At 66.8% G+C, this 22,224-nt stretch carries 21 protein-coding genes; 17 read left to right on the top strand and 4 right to left on the bottom strand.

The genetic code is table 11. From position 1 onward, the window contains the following. Positions 1 to 262 precede the first annotated feature (262 nt). From rpsB to B1790_RS30095, 9 genes are all read left to right on the top strand, one after another. Entirely contained in the window at positions 263 to 1,102 is an 840-nt protein-coding gene (gene rpsB, locus B1790_RS30135) for a 30S ribosomal protein S2 (protein WP_079926954.1), read from the top strand. 10 nt (positions 1,103 to 1,112) lie between these two features. After that, entirely contained in the window at positions 1,113 to 1,928 is an 816-nt protein-coding gene (gene tsf / locus B1790_RS30130) for a translation elongation factor Ts (protein WP_079926953.1), read from the top strand. 120 nt (positions 1,929 to 2,048) lie between these two features. Beyond that, positions 2,049 to 3,491, top strand: coding sequence for an amidase (locus B1790_RS30125; protein ID WP_079926952.1), 1,443 nt, complete (start codon positions 2,049 to 2,051; stop codon positions 3,489 to 3,491). Positions 3,492 to 3,641: 150 nt separating this feature from the next. Then, positions 3,642 to 4,805 carry an ABC transporter permease gene (locus B1790_RS30120; protein ID WP_233165386.1) on the top strand — a complete coding sequence of 388 codons (1,164 nt, stop codon included), beginning with the start codon at positions 3,642 to 3,644 and terminating at the stop codon, positions 4,803 to 4,805. Further along, entirely contained in the window at positions 4,806 to 5,372 is a 567-nt protein-coding gene (locus B1790_RS30115; RefSeq protein WP_079926950.1) for an FtsX-like permease family protein, read from the top strand. Positions 5,373 to 5,375: 3 nt separating this feature from the next. Then, positions 5,376 to 6,116 carry an ABC transporter ATP-binding protein gene (locus B1790_RS30110; protein WP_079926949.1) on the top strand — a complete coding sequence of 247 codons (741 nt, stop codon included), beginning with the start codon at positions 5,376 to 5,378 and terminating at the stop codon, positions 6,114 to 6,116. A gap of 86 nt (positions 6,117 to 6,202) precedes the next feature. Then, complete coding sequence (locus B1790_RS30105) at positions 6,203 to 7,669, top strand: APC family permease (protein WP_142271581.1); 1,467 nt, start codon at positions 6,203 to 6,205, stop codon at positions 7,667 to 7,669. 4 nt (positions 7,670 to 7,673) lie between these two features. Further along, positions 7,674 to 9,689, top strand: coding sequence for a primary-amine oxidase (locus tag B1790_RS30100; protein ID WP_079926947.1), 2,016 nt, complete (start codon positions 7,674 to 7,676; stop codon positions 9,687 to 9,689). A 63-nt stretch (positions 9,690 to 9,752) separates the two neighbouring features. Continuing rightward, complete coding sequence (locus B1790_RS30095; protein ID WP_079926946.1) at positions 9,753 to 11,060, top strand: DUF1254 domain-containing protein; 1,308 nt, start codon at positions 9,753 to 9,755, stop codon at positions 11,058 to 11,060. A 4-nt stretch (positions 11,061 to 11,064) separates the two neighbouring features. Here B1790_RS30095 and B1790_RS30090 read toward each other — a convergent pair whose 3' ends face one another. After that, positions 11,065 to 11,493 carry a MarR family winged helix-turn-helix transcriptional regulator gene (locus B1790_RS30090; protein WP_079926945.1) on the bottom strand — a complete coding sequence of 143 codons (429 nt, stop codon included), beginning with the start codon at positions 11,491 to 11,493 and terminating at the stop codon, positions 11,065 to 11,067. Between the two features lie 37 nt (positions 11,494 to 11,530). On the opposite strand from B1790_RS30090, the gene B1790_RS30085 reads away from it, so the two are divergent. The 4 genes from B1790_RS30085 (at position 11,531) to B1790_RS30070 (ending at position 14,539) form a co-directional block, all read left to right on the top strand. Beyond that, complete coding sequence (locus B1790_RS30085) at positions 11,531 to 12,217, top strand: class I SAM-dependent methyltransferase (protein ID WP_079926944.1); 687 nt, start codon at positions 11,531 to 11,533, stop codon at positions 12,215 to 12,217. Between the two features lie 75 nt (positions 12,218 to 12,292). Then, entirely contained in the window at positions 12,293 to 13,033 is a 741-nt protein-coding gene (pyrH, locus tag B1790_RS30080) for a UMP kinase (protein WP_079926943.1), read from the top strand. 36 nt (positions 13,034 to 13,069) lie between these two features. Then, a complete protein-coding gene (frr, locus tag B1790_RS30075; protein ID WP_056548857.1) occupies positions 13,070 to 13,627 on the top strand; it encodes a ribosome recycling factor in 558 nt (185 codons plus the stop codon). A 33-nt stretch (positions 13,628 to 13,660) separates the two neighbouring features. After that, positions 13,661 to 14,539, top strand: a complete 879-nt coding sequence (locus tag B1790_RS30070) for a phosphatidate cytidylyltransferase (RefSeq protein WP_079926942.1) — start codon at positions 13,661 to 13,663, stop codon at positions 14,537 to 14,539. Here B1790_RS30070 and B1790_RS30065 read toward each other — a convergent pair. Continuing rightward, the gene (locus B1790_RS30065) at positions 14,450 to 15,388 is read right to left on the bottom strand and encodes a DMT family transporter (RefSeq protein ID WP_079926984.1); all 939 of its coding nucleotides are present in this window, start codon (positions 15,386 to 15,388) and stop codon (positions 14,450 to 14,452) included. The genes B1790_RS30070 and B1790_RS30065 overlap by 90 nt on opposite strands. A 169-nt stretch (positions 15,389 to 15,557) precedes the next feature. Between B1790_RS30065 and B1790_RS30060 the strand changes: the two genes are divergently transcribed. From B1790_RS30060 to B1790_RS30050, 3 genes are read left to right on the top strand one after another with little or no spacing between them, the layout of a single operon-like run. Further along, positions 15,558 to 16,409, top strand: a complete 852-nt coding sequence (locus B1790_RS30060) for a LysR substrate-binding domain-containing protein (protein ID WP_079926941.1) — start codon at positions 15,558 to 15,560, stop codon at positions 16,407 to 16,409. A gap of 14 nt (positions 16,410 to 16,423) precedes the next feature. Beyond that, entirely contained in the window at positions 16,424 to 17,515 is a 1,092-nt protein-coding gene (rlmN, locus tag B1790_RS30055) for a 23S rRNA (adenine(2503)-C(2))-methyltransferase RlmN (RefSeq protein ID WP_079926983.1), read from the top strand. A gap of 15 nt (positions 17,516 to 17,530) precedes the next feature. Beyond that, positions 17,531 to 18,970 (top strand): wax ester/triacylglycerol synthase family O-acyltransferase, encoded by a 1,440-nt coding sequence (locus tag B1790_RS30050; RefSeq protein WP_079926940.1) that lies wholly within the window; start codon positions 17,531 to 17,533, stop codon positions 18,968 to 18,970. Here B1790_RS30050 and B1790_RS30045 read toward each other — a convergent pair. Both B1790_RS30045 and B1790_RS30040 read right to left on the bottom strand, forming a co-directional pair. Further along, the gene (locus B1790_RS30045; RefSeq protein WP_079926939.1) at positions 18,967 to 19,221 is read right to left on the bottom strand and encodes a DUF2631 domain-containing protein; all 255 of its coding nucleotides are present in this window, start codon (positions 19,219 to 19,221) and stop codon (positions 18,967 to 18,969) included. The genes B1790_RS30050 and B1790_RS30045 overlap by 4 nt on opposite strands. Positions 19,222 to 19,282: 61 nt before the next feature. Next, positions 19,283 to 20,575: a deoxyribodipyrimidine photo-lyase gene (locus tag B1790_RS30040; protein WP_079926938.1), complete on the bottom strand. Its 1,293-nt coding sequence runs from the start codon at positions 20,573 to 20,575 to the stop codon at positions 19,283 to 19,285. A 90-nt stretch (positions 20,576 to 20,665) separates the two neighbouring features. On the opposite strand from B1790_RS30040, the gene puuE reads away from it, so the two are divergent. Next, a complete protein-coding gene (gene puuE / locus B1790_RS30035; protein ID WP_079926937.1) occupies positions 20,666 to 21,586 on the top strand; it encodes an allantoinase PuuE in 921 nt (306 codons plus the stop codon). Positions 21,587 to 22,224: the final 638 nt, after the last annotated feature.

The following is a 22,224-nucleotide window of genomic DNA, read 5'->3' as shown; positions in this document are numbered from 1 at the left end:
CATCTGTGGATGAAACGACGACTGTGTAGCGCCGCGTGGCAAGAGCACGCATGTCAACGGTGTAAACTCAGTCCCGCAATCCGTGTGAGCGGGTTGACTTCGCGCGCCCGTGCCGCAGCCCCGTACTTCCAGGGTTGCACGCGCATGCCGGTTGGTCCCATGTTGGGGAATTCCTCGACACGGGTCCGGTATGCAACGGCCGCCAGGGTTCGGCATCACCCGGTGCCGGACGACAACCGACTGAAGAAGGACAAAGCCACTCATGGCTGTCGTAACAATGAAGCAGCTGCTTGACAGCGGCGCGCACTTCGGGCACCAGACCCGCCGTTGGAATCCCAAGATGAAGCGATTCATCTTCACGGACCGCAACGGCATCTACATCATCGACTTGCAGCAGACGCTGACGTACATCGACACGGCGTACGAGTTCGTCAAGGAAACCGTCGCCCACGGCGGCAGCATCATGTTCGTCGGTACCAAGAAGCAGGCGCAGGAGTCCATCGCCGACGAGGCAACCCGAGTCGGGATGCCCTTCGTCAACCAGCGCTGGCTCGGTGGCATGCTCACCAACTTCCAGACCGTGCACAAGCGCCTTCAGCGGATGAAGGAACTGGAGGCCATGGAGCAGACCGGTGGCTTCGAGGGTCGCACCAAGAAGGAAATCTTGATGCTGACGCGCGAGAAGAACAAGCTCGAGCGCAGCCTCGGTGGTATCCGCGACATGCAGAAGGTGCCCTCGGCGATCTGGGTCGTCGACACCAACAAGGAGCACCTCGCGGTCGCGGAAGCTCGCAAGTTGAACATCCCGATCCTCGCGATCCTGGACACCAACTGCGATCCCGACCTGGTCGACTACCCGATCCCGGGTAACGACGACGCGATCCGCTCGGCTGCGCTGCTCACCAAGGTGATCGCCTCCGCGGTCGCCGAGGGGCTCAAGGCCCGCTCGGGTGCCGGCGCCGACAAGGGTGCCGCCGAGGGTGCTGCCGAGCCGTTGGCCGAGTGGGAGCAGGAACTGCTCGCCACCGCCACCGCACCGGCGGCTGCTGCTCCCGTCGAGGCGGCGCCGGTCGCCACCGAGACGACCACTGAATCTTCGTAGGAGAGAGAAATTGGCGAACTACACCGCTGCCGACGTCAAGCGACTTCGGGAGCTGACCGGCTCGGGCATGCTCGACTGCAAGAACGCCCTGGTCGAAGCCGACGGTGACTTCGAGCGGGCCGTCGAGGTCCTGCGCATCAAGGGTGCCAAGGACGTCGGCAAGCGCGCCGAGCGTGCGACGGCCGAAGGTCTGGTCGCCGCCAAGGGTGGCGCACTGATCGAGCTGAACTCGGAAACGGACTTCGTCGCGAAGAACGAGGAATTCCAGTCCGTGGCGGCGCAGATCGTCAACGCCGCTGCCGAGTCCAAGGCAGCCGACGTCGACGCACTGAAGGCCGCGAAGATCGGCGACAAGACCGTCGAGCAGGTCATCGCCGACCTCTCGGCCAAGATCGGCGAGAAGCTCGAACTTCGCCGCGTCGCCTACTTCGACGGCACGGTCGAGGCGTACCTGCACAAGCGGTCGTCCGACCTCCCGCCCGCGGTCGGCGTGCTCGTCGAGTACACCGGTGGCAATGCCGAGGTTGCGCACGCCGTTGCGCTGCAGGTGGCGTCGATGAAGGCCAAGTACCTCACGCGTGAGGACGTCCCCGCCGAAGCCGTCGCCAACGAGCGTCGCATCGCCGAGGAGACCGCTCGCGAAGAGGGCAAGCCCGAGCAGGCCATGCAGAAGATCATCGAAGGTCGTCTGACCGGTTACTTCAAGGACGTCGTCCTTCTGGAGCAGTCGGCGATCTCCGATGACAAGAAGAGCGTCAAGGCTCTGATCGAGGACGCCGGATTGACCGTCACGCGGTTCGTCCGCTTCGAGGTCGGTCGCTCCTAGGCGCCACGACTTGAGCGACGCACCAATCGCTCAGCTAGGGAGACCCCGCGTCTCCGCCGGTGATCCCGGCGGGCGCGGGGTTTCTCTTTTCGGCGGGCAGGCCGTTGCTAGCGTCGGGGGATGACCCTCGTTTCGGCATTCGACGACGACGCACTCGGACGACTGGACGCGGTCGGTGTCGCCGAGGCCATCCGATCGGGTGCGGTGTCGCGGGTTGAGGTCGTCGAGGCGGCGATCGCCCGCACCGAGAAGGTCAACCCGCAGCTGAACGGTCTGGCCTACGAGGCCTTCGCCGCGGCCCGCGTACGCGCCGCCGCGAAAACCCCCTACGGCGGGTTCTTCGACGGGGTGCCCACCTATGTCAAGGACAACGTCGCCGTCGAGGGCATGCCGACGATGGAGGGTGCCGACGCGTGGCACCCGCGGCCAGAGCTCGCCAACGGCGACTTCGCCCGCACCTACCTGTCGACGGGCCTGGTCGCGCTCGGCAAGACCCAGATGTCGGAGTTCGGCTTCAGTGCCGTCGCCGAACATGCCCGGCTCGGCGCGGTCCGCAATCCCTGGAACACCGACCACACCGCAGGGGCGTCCTCGTCGGGCTCGGGGGCCTTCGTGGCCGCGGGTGTGGTGCCGATCGCGCACGCCAACGACGGCGGAGGGTCGATCCGCATCCCCGCGTCGTGCAACGGGCTGGTGGGTCTCAAGCCGTCGCGCGGCCGACTGCCCCTGGACGCCGACATGCGCCAGATGCCGATCCGGATCGTCGCCAACGGGGTCGTCACCCGGTCGGTCCGTGACACCGCTGCGTTCTATCGCGAGGCCGAGAACGTCTGGCGCAGCCCAAGGCTGGAGCCAATCGGCGACGTGACTCGGCCGGGACGGGCCCGGCTGCGCGTCGCGGTGTTCACCAAGTCCGTCAAACGCGAGTGCAGCCCAGAGGTTCGTGATCACACGCTCGGGACCGCCGCGCTGCTGGAGAGCCTGGGACACCACGTCGAATATCTCGACGCACCGCCGGTGCCGGAGTCCTTCATCGACGACTTCCTGCTGTACTGGGCGCTGCTGTCGTTCGCCTTGGTCCGTGGCGGCAAGAGTCGGTTCGGTGCCACGTTCGACCGCGCCAAGCTCGACAACCTCACCCTCGGATTGGAGGGCTTCGCGGCGGCCAATCTGCACCGGCTTCCGGTGGCGGTCGCCCGGCTGGCGACGCTGCGTCGCCGGATGCTCAGCCGGGTGCGGGACTACGACGTGCTGTTGACGCCGACCCTGGCCGACGTGCCCCCGCGCGTCGGGCACCTCGACCCGTCCGCGGACTACGACCAGATCATCGAGCGGTTGGTGGACTGGGTGGCGTTCACGCCGTTGCAGAACGTCACGGGTGACCCGGCTATCTCGTTGCCCCTGAGCCACTCCGCCGACGGACTGCCCGTCGGCATGATGTTCAGCGCACGCCTTGGTCGGGAGGCAACGCTGCTGGGGCTCGCCTACGAGCTGGAGGAGGCCGTGCCGTTCCGCCTCGTCGCGGACACCGCCGGTGCGGAATCCGACACCCAATCACCCTGATAGGCAGGGTGTCCCGGTATCCGTCACCCGAACGTCGACGAAATCCGTTGCGGGGCGCGACACAACACCGTAATCGGACTTAGGTCGAGTTAACCTTTCGGACATCATCGGTGGCAACCGAAGAAACACGGCGAGCTGAACATCGCCTGTGTGGACCCCACTGCATCGACGACCGTCCGAGCACCGGCGATCGCCACTGCGTCCGGGAATACCTTCGGGTACCTGGTCCGGTTCGCGCTGGCGAACATTCGTCGTCGACCCGAGCGGTTCGTGCTCTCCGTGCTTGGCATCGCACTGGCGATCGCATGCGTCACCATCGTCCGCACCATCTCCTCGAGCTTCGCCATCACCGGCGCCGACTCGGTGACCGACGTGCTGGGCGGTGCCCAACTGTGGGCGGTGCCCGCCGCCGGTGTGCACTTCGATCCTGACGCGCAAGCACTGGTGGCCGACGGGCCCGCGCCCGAATTGGCGTTGCCCGCGGGATGGACCGGCGTTCACACGCTGTCCGGCGTGACGACCGTGGCAGGGAACGCGGTGTCGCTGCGTAGCGGCGATGAAATGCCATCGGGCCAAACCATTCTGGGGTCGGCGCTGGCCGACCGCCTCGGTGTCGCCCCCGGTGACCGGGTGGAGATCGCCGGCCAGAGCCTGGTCGTGGGGGTCGAGGGCGACGGCCAATCCGCCATCGTCTCGACCGACCTCGCGAGGTCGGTCGTCGGTGAGAGGGGGTGGTGGACGGTGTTCGCCCCCGACGGCCGGGAGAAGGACCGCACCCTCGCGCAGACATTCGGGGCGGCGACGGGACTTCCGTTCACCGCCGACCCCGCGACGATGCCGGACGCCAGCGGCAGCGGCCTGATCTACGACACCGTCGGCGGCAGTGGGCCGCTGACCTTCGAGCAGAAGTTCTCGGCGTTGTTCTCCGGCAAGGTGACCAGCTCCACGCTCGGGTTGATTTCGACCATCGGTCTCGGGCTCGGCTTCGTCATCGCGGTGTCGTCGTTCCTGGCGGCAGTGCAGGAACGCAAGCGCGAATTCGGCATCATGTCGAGCATCGGGCTCGCCGACGAGGTGCTGTACTTCTTCCTCGTCGAGTCGGCCGTCGTGTTCGTGGTCGCCTATCTGGTCGGCATCGCGGGAGCGGGAGCCGCAGTGGCACTGGTGATTCCGGGCATTGCGACACCGACGGCGTGGCTACAGGCCTCGGCCATGGTCGCCGCGTTCCTGCCCGCGATGGCGATCGTCGGGGCACTGGTGCCGGTGCACAGGCTGTTGCAGCAGCGACCCGTCGACCTGTTGGGGGATCGGTAGATGTTGACCAAAGGCTTGGCCTACGGCTGGCTGGCCGCGCGCCGCCGAATCGGTGAGATGATCCTGCCGGTCGTCACCACGGCAACGGGTGCCTTCCTGGTGGTCCTCGTGTTCGGCATGCAGGACGGCATTCGGGCGCAGTCCGCGTCGCTCGGGCATGCCGACGAGATCGGCCGAGCCGTCATCCTCATCTCGGTGACCGTTCTGCTGGTCGGCGTCGTCGAGGTGGCCGTGGCCACCACCAGGACGGTCGCCCACCGCACCAGGGAACTCGGCGTGCTCGGCGCCAACGGAGTGCCGCGTACCCCCGTCGTCGCAGCACTGCTCGTCGAACCGTTGGTGGCAGCCGTGCTCGGCGCGGTGGTCGGTGCGGCACTGGCCGGCGCCGTCGCCATGGCGCTCGGGGCAACGGGTTTCGTGCCCACCGGCGTCGCCGTCGGGGGATTGCTTCTCGGCGGGGGCATCGCCGTGGTCGTCAGCATCGTCGCCGCGCTGGTCACCAGCGTCGTGCCCACCTGGACCGCAGCGTCGCGGCCACCCATTCGCTCGCTCTCCGGTGGAGGTTAGTTCATGACGGTCGTCGACGACGAGAACACGACGGAGCAGGCCGCGGCGGTGGCCGCGCCCAGCCAGGAGGCGGCACCGGTAATCGAGGTGTCGGACGTGTGGAAGCTGCACAAGCTGGGCGACGAGGTGGTCAAGGCCCTCGTCGCCGCCGACCTGCGGGTGTTGCCCGGTGAGTTCGTCTGCCTGATGGGGCCCAGCGGAAGCGGAAAGTCCACGCTGCTCAACATCATCGGTGGACTGGACCGCCCCACCAAGGGCTCGGTCTCGGTCGCGGGCAAGGACACCGGGCAGCTCACCGAGAGCCAGTTCGCCGCGCTGCGACACGACACCATCGGCTTCATCTTTCAGAGCTACAACCTGATCCCGTTCCTCTCCGCGGTCGAGAACGTCGAACTTCCACTGATGTTCGAGCCGTATGACCGAAAGGCGTTGCGCAAGAGGGCAATGGAACTGCTCGAGCTGGTCGGCCTTAGCCATCGGGTACACCACCAGCCGACGAAGATGTCCGGGGGTGAACAGCAGCGCACGGCCATCGCGCGCTCGCTGATCAGCAACCCGACGCTGGTCCTCGCGGACGAGCCGACGGCCAACCTGGACCACAAGACGGGCGAGACGGTCGTGCGCATGCTGCGCGACCTGTGCTCGACCATGGGCGTCACCGTTGTCGCCAGCACCCACGATCCGATCGTGGCCGAGGAGGCCAGTCGAGTCGTGCGGATGAGAGACGGACAGATAGTCACCTGACCCGACAGCCCGAGATCGAAGGAATCGCAGTGACTCAAGAGATGGAAGCCGCGCGGCCCGCCAGCACCGCCGATCGCGACGCGCTGATGACGACGGAACTCGTCCCCGAACAAATCCTGCCCAAGGTGATGAGCACGTTCGGCCTCACCGCGGCATACGTATTCATCATCTGCTGGGTGACGGGATCGTCGGTGATGGCCGCAGGCGGCTGGACCGCGATCCCCATGTGGGTGCTCGGCATCGTCAGCTTCCTGGTGCCCGCAGGCATGGCCGTCGTCGAACTCGGAAACCTGTGGCCCGGTCAGGGCGGGGTGTACATCTGGGCGCACCGAACCATGGGCGAGACATGGGGATTCGTCGGCGGATACCTGTCCTGGGTGCCGGTGATCCTGAACGCGGCGTCCTCGCCCGCAGTGGTGCTGCAGTTCCTGCTGCTGGCGTTCCACACCGAACTGGGGCTGACGACCAGCATCATCCTGCAGCTGGTGATCCTCTGGACGGTCGTCGGGCTGGCGCTGGCGAAACTCGCCGCCAATCAGAAGATCATGAACGTCGTCTTCGTCGTATACGGCGTACTGACGCTGACGATCTTCGTCTGCGGCCTGCTGTTCGCCGTCAAGAACGGCTCGGCCACTCCCTTCGACTGGCACGAGGCGACGGTGCCGAACTTCGCCGTCGCGGGCTTCCTCTACGGCACCGTGCTGCTGTACCTGCTCGGCGTCGAGACGCCGTACAACATGGGCGCGGAATTCTTGTCGGTCCGCAAGAGTGGGCCCAAGATGATCCTGTGGGGTTCGACCGCCCTGGTGGCCATCTACCTGCTGACGACGCTTGGCACCATGATGGCGCTGCCCGGTGACCAGATCGATCCCGTCACCGGAGTCATCGGCGCGCTGGGCATGTCTGGCTTCCCGGGTCTCATGGAGGTCTGTGCCGTCGTGCTCGCCGGCATCATCATCGTGGCTCTCATGACCTATCAGGTCGCCTACTCGCGGCTGATCTTCGTCTCGGGTCTGGAGCGGCACCTGCCGCGCATCTTCACCCACCTCAATCCGCGCACCCGCAACCCGGTGACCGCCATTCTGATTCAGGGTGTGCTGTCGTCGCTGATCCTGGTAGGGCTGTACTCGCAGAGCAGCATGGCGAACGTGACCATCTACCTGCAGGGCGGCCTGAGCACCGTCTGGTTGCTGTCGGGCTTCTTCTTCCTGATCCCGGTGGTCATCGCGCGGAAGAAGTACGCGGACCGCTACGAGAACGAGAAGTTCTGGCGCATCCCCGGTGGCATGGTGGGAGTGTGGATCGTCGTGGTGGTCGGCACGATCGCCACCATCGGCGGCGTCTACTACTCGTTCGTGACGCCGTGGATCGACGTGCCGCAGTCGACCTGGATGACCTGGGTCGGCGGGATCAGCCTCGGCATGTTCGCCCTTGGCCTGATCGTGTTCGTCTTCGGCAAGCGCTCGGCCCGCAAGGTGAGCAAGGAGGACTCGCTGGCGCATCTGGCGGTCTTCGACCTCACGAAGTCCGACCCAACCACCGACGGAGTCTGAACCGATGACACTGGACAGCACCACGCGCAGCGCCGCCGCCACCGAGGGCGCCACCGGCTACCCTCTGGACCCACTCTCGGGCGAGGAAATTCAAGCCGCGGCGGCGATCGTCATGGCATCCGAATATGCCTCGCCGACACTGAAGTTCGTGATGATCCAGCTGGCCGAGCCGGCGAAGACCGCCGAACTGACGTTCAGCGGTCTCGACGTGCCGCGCTGCGCCTTCGCCACGATGTACGACGCCGCGGCGAAGCTGATCTACGAGGCGGTCGTCGACCTCGGCGCCAGCATGATCGAGTCGTGGAAGGCCATTCCCGGCCGCTTTCCGTCCTACCTGGTCGAGCACATGACCGGAGTCGAGGAGAAGGTCCGCGAGGACCCGCGGTGGCAGGAGGCGATGCGCAAGCGCGGCATCACCGACTTCAGCCTGGCGATGATCGACCCGTGGCCGGCCGGCTACTACGGCCAGGGCGATCACTACGACAACTCGCCACTGATCTGCCGACCACTGACGTTCATGCGCGCGGCGCCGTCCGAGCACGGCTACGCGCGGCCCGTCGAGGGCCTCATCGTCACGTTCGACCTCGACGACATGGTGGTCCTCGACATCGAGGACCACGGGGTGGTGCCGATGCCGCCGACGGCGGGCAACTACGACCCGAAGTTCATGTTCGACCCCAACAACCGGCCCGCGTTCACCGAATTCCGTTCCGACGTCAAGCCGATCGAGATCACCCAGCCAGAGGGCCCCAGCTTCACCGTCGACGGGTGGCAGGTCACGTGGCAGAAGTGGTCACTGCGCATCGGCTTCAACCCGCGCGAGGGCATCACGCTGCACGAGGTGACCTACACCGACCGCGGTGAGACCAGGCCGATCATGTACCGCGGGTCGCTGTCGGAGATGGTGGTTCCCTACGGCGACACCTCGCCGACGCACTGGAACAAGAACGTCTTCGACATGGGCGAGGTCGGAATGGGCTTCTCGGCCAACCCGCTGACGTTGGGCTGCGACTGTCTCGGCGAGATCCACTACTTCGACGGCACGGTCAACGACTCCGACGGCAACCCCGTCACCATCCCGAACGCGATCTGCATGCACGAGGAGGACTACGGAATCTCCTGGAAGCACACCGACTTTCGCACCGGCGAGGTGGAGGTGCGGCGCTCTCGTCGGTTGGTCGTCTCGATGATCTGCACCGTCGGCAACTACGAGTACGGCTTCTTCTGGTACTTCTACAACGACGCGTCCATCGAGGTCGAGGTCAAGCTGTCCGGCGTGCTCACCACCGGCTCGATCGCCGAGGGCGAGGTGCCCCGCTGGGGCAAGCTCGTCGCCCCAGGCGTCTACGGACCGAACCACCAGCACTTCTTCAACTTCCGGCTCGACATGAGCGTCGACGGACCGGGAAACAGTGTCTACGAGGTGGATTCGATCCCCGAGCCCGATCCGGCACTCAACCCGCACCACAACGCGTGGATCACCAAGGACACTCTGGTGGCGTCAGAGGCCGAAGGTGCCCGCGACTGGGACTGGAAGACCGGCCGGTACTGGAAGATCACCAACCCTTCGAAGAAGAACGAACTCGGCAGCCCGACGGCCTACAAGCTGGTGCCCAAGGACATAGTGCCCGTCATGGTGCAGGAGGGCTCCTACATCTACGACCGGGCGCGGTTCATCCAGCACAACTTGTGGGTGACGAAGTACGACGAGGCGGAGAAGTTCGCCGCGGGTGACTACATGTACCAGTCCGCCGACGCCCAGGGCCTGCCTGACTTCGTCGCCGACGACGCACCGCTCGAGGACACCGACGTCGTGCTCTGGTACACCCTGGGCGCCCACCACGTGGTCCGGCCGGAGGACTGGCCCGTAATGCCTTGTGCGTACACGGGATTCCACCTCAAGCCGATCGGCTTCTTCGACGGCAACCCGGCGCTGGACATCCCGCCGACACCGCCGAAGGCATGCCATGGTGCGCACCACGCGGGATTGCCGGTAGCGGAACGGGCGCTGGAGTCCTGACACAGGAGTAGCCTTCGGTGCCGTGGCCTCGAGACCACGGGGCCCGGCACCGGAGGCACACTCGTGAGCACACTGTCCGACGACCCCCGCACACTCGGCTACGAGGCGTTCGTCTACCTCTATCCGCTGGTGATGATGGACGTCACGCGGCTGCAGGCACTGAACATGCCGGCAGGCAGCGGACCGGGTTCGGGTCCGCCGAACCGGTTCTCGCACATCCGGGCGTTCCCCACCGCCGACTTCCGCGCCGTGGTCCGACCGAACTTCGACACGCTTTATTCGTCGGCGTGGCTCGACCTGACCGCGGGCCCGGTGAAACTGTCCGCTCCGGACACGGACGACCGTTACTACATGCTGCCGTGCATTGACATGTGGACCGACGTGTTCGCCAACCCTGGCAAGCGGACGACGGGGACCGACGCCGCGGAGTGGGTCGTCGTCGGGCCCGGTCATACCGGCGAACTGCCCGACGGGCTGCCGGTCATCACCGCCCCTACGCCGTACGTGTGGATCATCGGCCGCACTCAGACGAACGGCGTGGCGGACTATCCGGCCGTGCATGCGGTGCAGGACGGCTACGTCATCACCCCCTTGGGCGGTGCATCCGACTTCGTGATCGACCCCGACCACGACGTCACGACCGAGCCCTTGAAGACGGTCAACGGGATGTCGGCGTTCGACTTCTTCTCCTACGCAGCCGATCTGCTGGCGGTCAACCCGCCGCACGCCTCTGACTTCTCTCAACTCGCCAGGATCGCGCGGCTGGGCATAACCCCGGGAGCACCCTTCGACGCGAGCCGCTTCAGCGCCGACGAGCGGTCCGAGATCGAGGCCGGCAGGGCCGATGCGCTGGCCGACATGCTGGCGTCGCTGCCCACGCTGGGCAACAGCGTCAACGGCTGGACGGTGATGACCTCCAACATCGGTGTCTACGGCAACGCCTACTTCCAACGTGCGGTGGTCACGCTCATCGGCCTGGGGGCCAACCCGCCGGAGGACGCCGTCTATCCGCTGCTCAACGTCGACGCCGACGGTGATCCGATTACCGGGGACCAGGACTACGTCATCCACTTCGATGCCGACGCGTTGCCACCGGTGTCGGCGTTCTGGTCGGTGACGATGTACGACGCCGAGGGTTTCCAGGTCGCCAACGAGCTCGACAGGTTTGCCATCGGCGATCGCGATGCGCTGACCTACGGCGCCGACGGGTCTCTGACCCTCTATGTGCAGCATGCCCATCCGGGGCCGGAGCGGGAATCCAATTGGCTTCCGGCTCCGTTGGGCCCACTGGGGGTGACGATGCGTCTGTACGCGCCGAAGGCCGAGGTGCTCGACGGCCGTTGGGTGCCGCCGGTGGTCACCCGGGTGTGATCGTTTAACTCAACGCGCCGAGCAGCTCCTTGAAGTCGGTTCGCTGCGCGGGTGTCAGAGGTTCGAGCACTCGGCGCTCCGCCTCGCGGACGTGTTCGTCGATCTGCCGGAGAAGGGCCCGGCCGTCGCGGGTCAGCTCGGCGGGCAGTGAGCGGCCGGCCGCCACGGTGGCGGGGCGGGCAACCAGCTGCCGATCCTGCAGGCCGCGCACCACGATGTTCATCGCCTGCGGGGAGACCATCACCTCACGCGCGAGTTCGGCGTTGGATCGGCCGGGGTACTGCGACAGGATGCGCATGCAAATGTACTGGGGGAAGGACACTCCCACCGGTTCGAGCGCGATCGAGGTGACCTCCGCGCGCAGTGCCGTCGTCAGCCTGTGCAGGAGGTAGCCAAGCGGTTCGTCGGCGTCGTCGTGACTCATGTCAATCATCTTGACATATATCAACTAGATTGATAAGCATGACGGTATGAGCAATCCACTCGAAGTCATGTTCGACGCCGCCTACCGAGGCGAGGCGGAGCAGTTGGGTCTCGGTACCAAGCCGCCGTGGAGCATCGGTGAGCCGCAACCCGAGATCGCCGCGCTGATCGAGGCAGGCAAGTTCCACGGCGACGTCCTGGACGCCGGCTGCGGCGAGGCCGCGACCGCCATCGCGCTCGCCGAACGTGGCTTCACCACCGTCGGACTGGACCAGTCCGCGACCGCGATCGAGCTGGCAAGCGCCGAGGCCGCCCGTCGCGGCCTGAGCTCGGCCACCTTCGACGTCGCCGACATCAGCGCGTTCACCGGATACGACGGACGCTTCGGCACCATCGTCGACTGCACCCTGTTCCACTCCATGCCGGTCGAACTGCGCGATGGATACCAGCAGTCGATCGTCCGCGCCGCCGCGCCTGGCGCGTCGTACTACGTCCTGGTGTTCGACCGTGCCGGGATGCCCGACGACGTCCCGATGAACCCCGTCACCGAGCAGGAACTGCGCGACGCGGTGTCGAAGTACTGGGTCGTCGACGACGTCCGGCCTGCCCGCATCCACGCCACGGCCGCGCAAAATCCCACCGCGTCGGCCGAATTCGCCGGCTCGGGCGTCCGTGACGAGGGCAATGGCCGCATGTCGATGCCCGCGTGGTTGCTGTCGGCTCGTCTGGGTTAGCGCTTACCCCTTCGCTCCTCCCGTCGAGCCGTTTGGCAGGATTGGGGACACTCGCGTGCGGACCGAAGGAGTGTCATGGCGGAAACGGTCCTGGCGGACCCACCTGAGCGACCGGGCTATTCGCGTGTCCTGCTCAAACTGGGAGGCGAGATGTTCGGCGGGGGACAGGTCGGCCTCGATCCCGACGTGGTCGCCTTGGTCGCCCGGCAGATCGCCGAAGTGGTGCGTGGCGGCGTTCACGTCGCCGTGGTCATCGGCGGAGGCAACTTCTTCCGCGGCGCGCAGCTGCAGCAGCGCGGTATGGAGCGCAGTCGCTCCGACTACATGGGCATGCTCGGCACCGTGATGAACAGCCTTGCGCTGCAAGACTTCCTGGAGAAGGAAGGCATCGACACCCGGGTGCAGACCGCCATCACCATGGGCCAGGTCGCCGAGCCGTACATCCCCGGTCGCGCCCGTCGGCATCTGGAGAAGGGGCGCGTCGTCATCTTCGGCGCCGGCATGGGCCTGCCCTACTTCTCGACCGACACCACCGCCGCGCAACGCGCACTCGAGATTGGCGCCGACGTCGTCTTGATGGCCAAGGCGGTCGACGGCGTCTACACCGACGACCCACGGACGAACCCCGACGCCGAGCTGCTCAAGTCCATCACCCACCGGGAAGTCATCGACCGCGGCCTGCAGGTGGCCGACGCGACGGCGTTCAGCCTTTGCATGGACAACCGCATGCCGATCCTGGTGTTCAACCTGCTCGTCGACGGGAATATCGCCCGGGCGGTGGCGGGTGAGAAGATTGGGACGCTGGTCACCACCTGACGGGTGGGGCGAGCGACAGCGACGGGAGAATATGAAGTGATCGACGAAACCCTCTTCGAAGCCGAGGAGAAGATGGAGAAGGCGGTCTCGGTCGCCCGGGACGACCTGTCGTCCATCCGCACCGGTCGCGCCAATCCCGGCATGTTCAACCGGATCAAGATCGAGTACTACGGTTCGCCGACGCCGATCACCCAGCTCTCCAGCATCAACGTGCCGGAAGCCCGGCTCGTCGTCATCAAGCCCTACGAGGCGAACCAGTTGCGTCCCATCGAGGATGCGATCCGCAACTCCGATCTCGGCGTCAACCCTGGCAACGACGGCAACGTCATCAGGATCTCGATCCCACAGCTGACCGAGGAACGCCGCCGCGAACTGGTCAAGCAGGCCAAGGGCAAGGGCGAGGACGCCAAGGTCACCGTGCGCAACATCCGCCGCAAGGCCATGGAGGAGCTCGCGCGCATCAAGAAGGACGGCGAGGCCGGCGAGGACGAGGTCGGGCGCGCGGAGAAGGACCTGGACAAGAGCACCCAGACCTACACCGCCCAGATCGACGACCTGGTGAAGCACAAAGAAGGCGAGCTGCTGGAGGTCTAGGTCGCAGCAGACCTGACCTTCAGCAACAGCACGGTGGCAGACACCGACACGGCCTCCACCGACGGAGCCGGGACACCCGAGCCCACGAAGAAGGCGGGCCGGGCGGGACGCAACCTTCCCGCCGCCATCGGGGTCGGAGCGTTCCTCGGCTTCGGCGTCATCGCAATCCTGGTGTTCGCGCCGTTGGGCTGGGTTCCGGTCGTGGCGGTCGCGATGGCCGTCGCCACCCACGAGGTCGTCAAGCGTCTGCGCACGGCGGGGTATTCGATCCCGATCGTCCCGCTGCTGGTCGGCGGTCAGGCCATGGTGTGGCTGACCTGGCCCTTCGGCCCCGCGGGCGCCCTTGGCGCGTTCGGCGCCACGGTCGTGGTCTGCATGATCTGGCGGTTGCTCTCCGGTGGCATGACGAACGCCCCGGTGAACTACCTGCGCGACGTCACCACGACGATCTTCCTGGCCGCCTGGATTCCGCTGTTCGGCGCGTTCGGCGTCCTGCTGGTGTATCCGGAGGACGGCCGCTGGCGCGTGCTCTGCCTGATGCTCGGCGTCGTCTTCTCCGACATCGGCGGCTACGCCGCGGGAGTGCTGTTCGGCAAGCACCCGATGGTGCCGGCGATCAGCCCGAAGAAGTCCTGGGAGGGCTTCGCCGGGTCGCTGATCTTCGGGACCGCCGCGTCGGTGCTCGCCGTGACGTTCCTGCTCGAGAAGCCGGCCTGGGTCGGCATTCCGCTGGGCCTGATGCTCGTCATCACCGGCACGCTCGGCGACCTCATCGAGTCTCAGGTCAAGCGCGACCTTGGCATCAAGGACATGGGCACGCTGCTACCCGGCCACGGCGGGCTGATGGACCGGCTCGACTCGGTCCTGCCGTCGGCCGTCGCGACGTGGGTCGTCCTGACGCTTCTTGCCTGACCGGGATCCCCGCGAGTTGAGCCAGCAGGCCACCGCTCCGAGCACCAGACCCACCCCGACCCCGACGTCCACCCGCTGGCCAAGCATCAGCCAGGACAGCACGCCCGCGACGGCGGGGATCACGCAGAACAGCATGGACACCGCCGCGGCGCCGTGCAGGTTGATCGCCCGCACGTACAGCGAGACGCCAAGGGTCGCGTTGAGCAGCACCACGCCGGCCACCGCGAACGCGGCCTTCGTCGGATCGTGCACCGCGAACGGCGTCGTGACGGTCAGGGCCACTGCCGGAATCAGCGCGACGGCGTTTTGCACGGCCGTCGAGGCGCGGAAGTCGACGTCGGCGCAGAACCGTTGCTGGTAGACCCCGCCGGCCGCCAAGCCGACCAGTGCGACCAAGAGCAGCAGGACCGCAGGGTCGACGCCGCGTTCGGAGATAAGCCGACTGGCGCAGGCCGCGAGCACCGCGAAGACGCCGAGCACCAGCGCGAGGACTCGAAGTGGCGTGAGGCGGTCCTTCAGGAACGCCGCGGCGAGCATCGCGGTGGCAACGGGATTCATCGCGACGACGACGGCGCACAAAACCGCGGGCGCCCCATGCTGGATGGCGAGATAGAGCGCACAGAACTGCACCGCTTGCATAAGCAGACCCGTGACGGCGACGTGGCCGAGCACACGCCCCCTCGGCCAGCGCACCTTGGCGAGCGCGGCCCACGACCCGAGGATCACCCCAGCAAGGCCGAAGCGGAAGGCCAGCACCGCCATCGGGGACATCGCGTTGACCGCCATGTTGCCGATCGGGTAGCCGAGCGCATAGAAGAACGTCACGGCCACCGTCGTCTGGATCGGCATGCGGGTGGGGGTCATGGACCCATCGTGCGGACGGCCGTCGGCGGCGTCCAACGAATATCGGTGATCGAATTCGATCGCCTGTGCTGATCGATTGCCCGGATGCGACGACGCCCTGCGGGCACAAAGGCGGCTCTTTGATCGTCGATGCTGATCGGAGTACCTTGTCAGCGTGAGTCAGGTCCTGGACATCGCGCCGCTGCGGAGCGTGGTCGCCGTCGCCGACTGTGGCGGATTTCACCGTGCCGCGACCGTTCTGCACCTCACCCAGTCCGCCGTCAGCCAGCACGTCCGGCGGATCGAGGCCGTCGTCGGAGGACCGGTCGTCGAGAAGTCCGGTCGCGGCGTCGCCTTCACCGAGTTGGGCCATCGACTGCTCGCCCACGCCCGAACCATCCTCGCCGCGCACGACGCGGCGCTCACCGATCTCGGTGCGGCCGAGGAGCGGGTGCTGGTGATCGGCGCCACCGAGCACGGCGCCGACGTCTTGCTGCCCGGCCTGACCGGCGCGCTCGGCAAGCGGTTGCCCGAATGGCGGCTGAGATTCCGGCTGGACCGCAACGTGACGCTCGCCGACGCGATCGACCACGGCTCCCTCGACCTGGCGGTGATGCTCGACGGCTCGGGGCTGGATCCGGCCAACGCCTCGGGCGTCGTTGCGCTGAAGTGGATTTCAAGCCGGACCTTTTCGATGCCGGCAAACGATCCGCTGCCAGTGGTGATGTTCTCCGAACCGTGCACGCTGCGCGAGCCGACGTTCGCCGCACTGGATCGCATCGGCGTCCCGTACCGGATCGCCGCCGAGAGTTCCGATCTGTCCGGCCTGTTCGCGGCCGTCCGTTCCGGCCTCGGCGTTGCGCTGCTGCCCATGATCGGACGACTCCCCGACGGCCTGTGCCTCGCCGAGGGGCTACCACCCACCAGCCGCGCAACGGTGTGCGTGCGGGGCCGGGCCGGCGTCGACGCCGACGCCCTGGCCGCCGTCGACCGGGCCGTCCGTGACGTTTTGAGTGAACAGGGCTGATAATGAGCGGGACCATGAAACTTCCATTGGTGTTCGACGCGCCCAAACGCGGGAAGCCCCCGCGCCACTTCGCCGACCTCGACGACGACGCTCGCGGCGTTGCCGTCGCCGAGCTCGGACTGCCCGCCTTCCGTGGCAAGCAGTTGGCGAATCAGTACTTCGGCAGGCTGATCGCCGACCCACACGCCATGACCGATCTGCCGGCCGCGACCCGCGACCAGGTCGCCGAGACGCTGTTTCCGCGTCTGCTCGACGTGGTGCGCTCCGTCGAGTGCGACGACGCAGAGACCAGGAAGACGTTGTGGCGCGCGAACGACGGCACCACCATCGAATCGGTGCTGATGCGGTATCCCAACCGCAGCACGCTGTGCCTGTCGTCTCAGGCCGGGTGTGGCATGGCCTGCCCGTTCTGCGCCACCGGGCAAGGCGGCCTGACCAGAAACCTCAGCACCGCAGAGATTCTCGAACAGGTCCGCGCCGCGGCGGCCGTGATGCGCGACGATCACGACGGGCGACTGTCGAACGTCGTCTTCATGGGGATGGGTGAGCCCCTGGCCAACTACAACCGTGTGCTCGCCGCGGTCAAACGCATCATCGCGCCCGCGCCGCACGGGTTCGGCATCTCGGCGCGCTCGGTCACGGTGTCGACCGTCGGGCTCGCACCGGCCATCCGCAAGCTGGCCGACGAACGGCTCGGGGTGACGTTGGCGCTGTCCCTGCACGCCCCCGACGACGAGCTTCGCGACACCCTGGTGCCGGTGAACAACAAGTGGAACGTCGGCGAAGTCCTCGAAGCCGCAAGGTATTACGCCGACGAGACCGGACGCCGCGTGTCCATCGAGTACGCGCTCATCCGCGACGTCAACGATCAGCCGTGGCGCGGTGACCTGCTCGGCAAGAAGCTGCACGGCGCGCTCGGGCCGCTGGTCCACGTCAACGTCATCCCGCTGAACCCGACCCCGGGCTCGAAGTGGGACGCCAGTCCCAAGCCGGCCGAGCGAGAGTTCGTCAGGCGGGTCCGCGAACGCGGTGTTTCCTGTACCGTGCGCGATACCCGGGGTCGTGAAATTGCCGCTGCCTGCGGTCAACTCGCCGCGGAGGGATAGAGAATCGAGGGCGCGATGAGACGGCTCAACGGCGTGGACGCCTTGCTGCTGTACACCGAGGCCCCCGAGATTCACATGCACACCTTGAAGATCGGCATCCTCGACGTCTCGCAACTCGACGGCGAATTCACCTACGAGCTGTTCCGTCGGGTGGCCGAGCCGAGGTTGCGTGCCCTGACCCCGCTGCGCTACCAACTCGTCGACGTCCCGATGAGGTTCCACCACCCCATGTGGACCGAGAACGCGGACGTCGACTTCGACTACCACGTCCGCCGGGTGTCGGTGCCCGCGCCGGGAGGGCGACGCGAACTCGACCAACTCATCGGCGAAATCGCGGGCACCCCACTGGATCGCAGCCGCCCGCTGTGGGAGATGTACGTCGCCGAGGGCCTCGTCGGCGACCGCGTCGCGATCATCCACAAGGTCCACCACGTGCTGGCCGACGGCGTCGCCTCGGCGAATCAGCTGGGCTGGGCCATCCAGGCCGAGCCGCCCGATTTCCCGGCGAAGGCAATCCACACCGAGGAGCGCGAGCGCACGACGAGCGGACTGATGCTGGCCGCCGGCCGCGACCACGCCCGCCAGATTCGGTGGCTGCCAATGCTTCTCGCCGAGACCGCCCGCGGTGTCTCGCGAGTGCGTCGTCGTGCCAAGGAACGTGGACGCCACCCCGAACTGGCGCCCAACTTCGCCCCGCCGCCGACGTTCCTCAACCACGTCGTGTCGCCGGCGCGCCGGTTCGCGACCGCGCCGTTGGCCTTGGCCGACGTCAAGGAGGCGGCGAAGACCCTCGGGGTGACGGTCAACGACGTCGTCCTCGCCACCGTCGCCGGGGCGCTGCGCGAGCTGCTCCTGAAGTACGACGGAGCCGCCGACGCGCCGCTGATCGCCGGGGTGCCGGTCAGCTACGGCGACCCGGATCGATTGGCGGGCAACGAGTTCACCTACATGACGCCGTCATTGGCCGTCCACGTCGCCGATCCGGTCGAACGGGTTCGGCTGACGGCCACGGCCACGGCGATCGCCAAGGAGAACAACCACCTGCTCGGCCCCAAGCTGATCCCGACGTGGTTGAACTTCCTGCCGCCGGCGATGGCGCCGCCGGCGTTCCGCTGGCAGTCCAGGCGGATGGAGTCCAGCATGATCTTCAACCTGACGGTCTCCAACGTGCCAGGACCGAGGGAGCGAGGATCGTTCGGGGGAGCGGTGATCAGCGAGATCTATTCCGTCGGCCCATTGGTCGCCGGGAGCGGCATGAACGTCACGGTGTGGAGTTACGTCGACCAACTCAACGTCTCGGTGCTCACCGACGATCTGACGACAGAGGACCCACACGAGGTGACGGACGCAATGTTCCGATCATTCGTCGCACTGCGCAGCGCTGCCGGATTGTCCGACGTGCTCACCGACGTGAGCGACGCGATGCCCCTCGCGGAGGCGACGGTGTCGGGCTAGCGGGTCCAGCCGCGACGGCGCATCCACCAGTCGCGGAACACGATTGCCCAAATCGCCAGCGCGAATCCGACGAGGAAGACGTCCTCGACGTGCCCGACGTGATTGCCACGAAGCATGGCGAGCATGAAGAAGCCGGCCAGGATGCCACCGATCTGATTCACTCGATGACTCTGCTTCGACCAACCCCAGTTCGCCGACGGCACGTCCTCGACGTCTACGCCGGTATGCCGTTCGACCTCGGTGTTCGCCACGCTAGCTCCTCAGGGGGTCCGGTCAACTGCGCCCATTCTGGCATACGACAACACGTCGTACTTAGCGGACGGCCTCGTATCGCCGTAGTGCCTCGATGCGTTCGGCGGCGTGGTCGACCATCGGCTCGGGGTAGTCGTCACCGCCAAACTCCGGTACCCACCGGCTGACGTATGCGCCGTCGGGGTCGAACTTGTTGCCCTGGGTGGTCGGGTTGAACACCCGGAAGTACGGCGCGGCGTCGGTGCCGCAGCCCGCAGCCCACTGCCAGCCGTGCTGATTGCTCGCCATGTCACCGTCGGTGAGTTGCTCGAGGAACCAGCGGGCGCCCCACTGCCACGGCAGATGTAGATCCTTCACCAGGAACGACGCGGTGATCATCCGCACCCGGTTGTGCATGAAACCGGTCTCGGCCAGCTGACGCATCCCGGCGTCCACGATCGGGAAACCCGTCTTGCCCGCCTTCCACGTCTCGAACCGCTTCTTGGCGTCCTGATCGTCGTCGACCTCGATGCGGTCGAAGTTCGTGTTCCAGTTCCACCACGTGCTCTCGGGCCACGAGTAGACGACGTTGGCGTAGAAGTCGCGGAACGCGAGCTCACGCAAATAGGCCTGCGCGCCGGTGCCGCCGCCCAGATCGGCGGCCATCGTCCGCGGGTGGATGGTGCCGAACTTGAGGTGCGCCGACATCCGGCTGGTGCCGTCGTGATCCGGCCGGTTGCGGTCGTCGGCGTAGTCCTCCAGTGTCGAGGAGACGAAAGCCTTCCACGCCTTTCGTGCCGCGGCCTCACCGGCCGGGTGATCCAGTTCGGCGTCACCGGCGGGGACGTCGACGCCACCACCCACGTCGGCCGGGTCGATCCACCGTGCCGTCTTCGCCCCCGTGCGAGCGGGCGCCCGCCAGCCGTGTGCCTTCCACGCCGAGTAGAACGGCGTGAAGACCTTGTACGGCGTGCCGTCGTCCTTCGTCACGCGCCCGGGGGAGACCAGGTAGGGCGACCCAGACGCCTCGAGCGGCACCTCGCCCAGTGCCTCGCGGACGGCCTCGTCCCTGCGCAGCCCGAACGGGAAGTAGTCACCAGACACGTGAACGGACGTGGCCTCGGTCTTCTTCACCAAGGCGGGGATGCAGTCCTCGGCCCGTCCCTCGACGACCAGCAATCTGCCGTCGAGCCCGTCGCGCAACTCTCGCAGCGCGTCGTACAGATATTTCAGTCGCCGTGAGCCCGACGACGCCTTCAAGCGCGGGTCGAGTACGTAGCAGGCGAGGACCTCCTGATCGTCCTTGGCAGCGTCGAGCAACGCGGGCAGATCGTGGAGGCGAAGGTCGCGCCGGAACCACAGCAACGTTGGCATGCCCCTGATCTTCCCCGTAGTGCGCCGCGGAAAAACGTCGAGGTGGACGCTCGTCAGGAATCCGTAGGGATTCGCTGCGACAATCCCACCATGACGCCGACCGCCGACGACTATCCCCGCGACATGGTCGGGTATGGGCAGAATCCACCGCATCCGCACTGGCCGGGCGGCGCCAACATCGCCCTGCAGTTCGTCCTCAACTACGAGGAGGGCGGCGAGAACAACGTCCTGCACGGGGACGAGTCATCTGAGACGTTCCTGTCCGAAATCGTTGGCGCACAGGCATTTCCGAATCGCCACATGAGCATGGAGTCACTTTACGAGTACGGCTCTAGGGCCGGTTTGTGGCGGGTGCTGCGAATGTTCGACGACCGTCGACTACCGCTGACCATCTTCGGTGTCGCGACGGCACTGGCGCGCAACCCCGAGGCGGTGGCGGCCTTCTTGGCACGCGGAGACGAGATCGCCTGCCACGGCCTGAAGTGGCGGAGCTACCAGCTCGTCGACGCGGACGTCGAACGCGCCGACATGGCCGAGGCGGTCCGCATCCTCACGGAGTTGACCGGCCAGGCGCCGCTGGGCTGGTACACCGGTCGGGATTCCCCTCGGACTCGCGGGCTCGTCGTCGACCACGGCGGCTTCCTGTACGACTCGGACTCCTACGCCGACGACCTCCCGTATTGGACGACGGTCGCGGGCAAGGACCACCTCGTCGTGCCGTACACGTTGGACACCAACGACATGAAGTACGTGTCCGCCAGCGGCTTTCCCTCCGGCGACGAGTTCTTCACCTACCTGCGTGACGCGTTCGACGTGCTGTACGCCGAGGGTGCGTCCGGGGCTCCGAAGATGCTGTCGGTGGGCCTGCACTGTCGGCTCGTCGGCCGGCCAGCCAGGACCGCCGCGCTGGGCCGGTTCCTCGACCACGTGCAGGCGCACGACGGGGTCTGGGTTGCGCGCAGAGTCGACGTCGCGCGGCACTGGATCGAGAACTTCCCACCCGGCGTTTGACCCTCCTGCTGGGGGAGACCTCACGGTGGTCACACGAGCATGAATCTGAACGGCCGACGTCACCACTCCCGACGGGGCGGCTGTGCGCAAATCCTGATCCACGTGGCGGGCGAATCATTTTCTCCCTCAGGTGGATTCGCGGCGTCTGAATCTGCTGGGTGCGGTACGGCTGGACCGTGCGTTGGCGCCGGCGGGGATCGCCGCCGGGTCGGGTGCGATCGTGCACGTGGGTCCATACAGGGCCCCTGTATGACGGCACGCTGGGATACGCCCCGGCCAAGGCGGCCCTGCGGACGCGCTCGTCGCAATGATCGCCAGAGCGGCGGGAACGGATGAGGAAGCCGCCTTGCAGACGCTGATGGATTCACTGGGCGGCATTCCCCTCGGGCGTCTCCGAAGCCGCGGCGTCGGTGGTCGGCGCCGACATCGAGGTGGGCGGGACCGTCAAGACTGTCTAGCAATTGGCATGCGGCACTGACTGTTTGGAGTTATCCACAGGCTGGTGGAATGATCTGTTGCCCGTCGGCGTGCGGCGGTAGAGTCGCTTGTATGTTCGAATCGTTGGTGGCCACCGCGGTCGGTACCTCGGGTGCCTCCGCGGTGGAGTCGTGGTCGCGGGTGGAGTCCGCCGCCTGCGC

The sequence above is a fragment of the Mycobacterium sp. AT1 genome, assembly GCF_002043095.1.
Lineage (GTDB): Bacteria > Actinomycetota > Actinomycetes > Mycobacteriales > Mycobacteriaceae > Mycobacterium.
The sequence above is the reverse complement of the archived record's forward strand: the minus strand, read 5'-3'. Positions and strand labels throughout refer to the sequence as shown.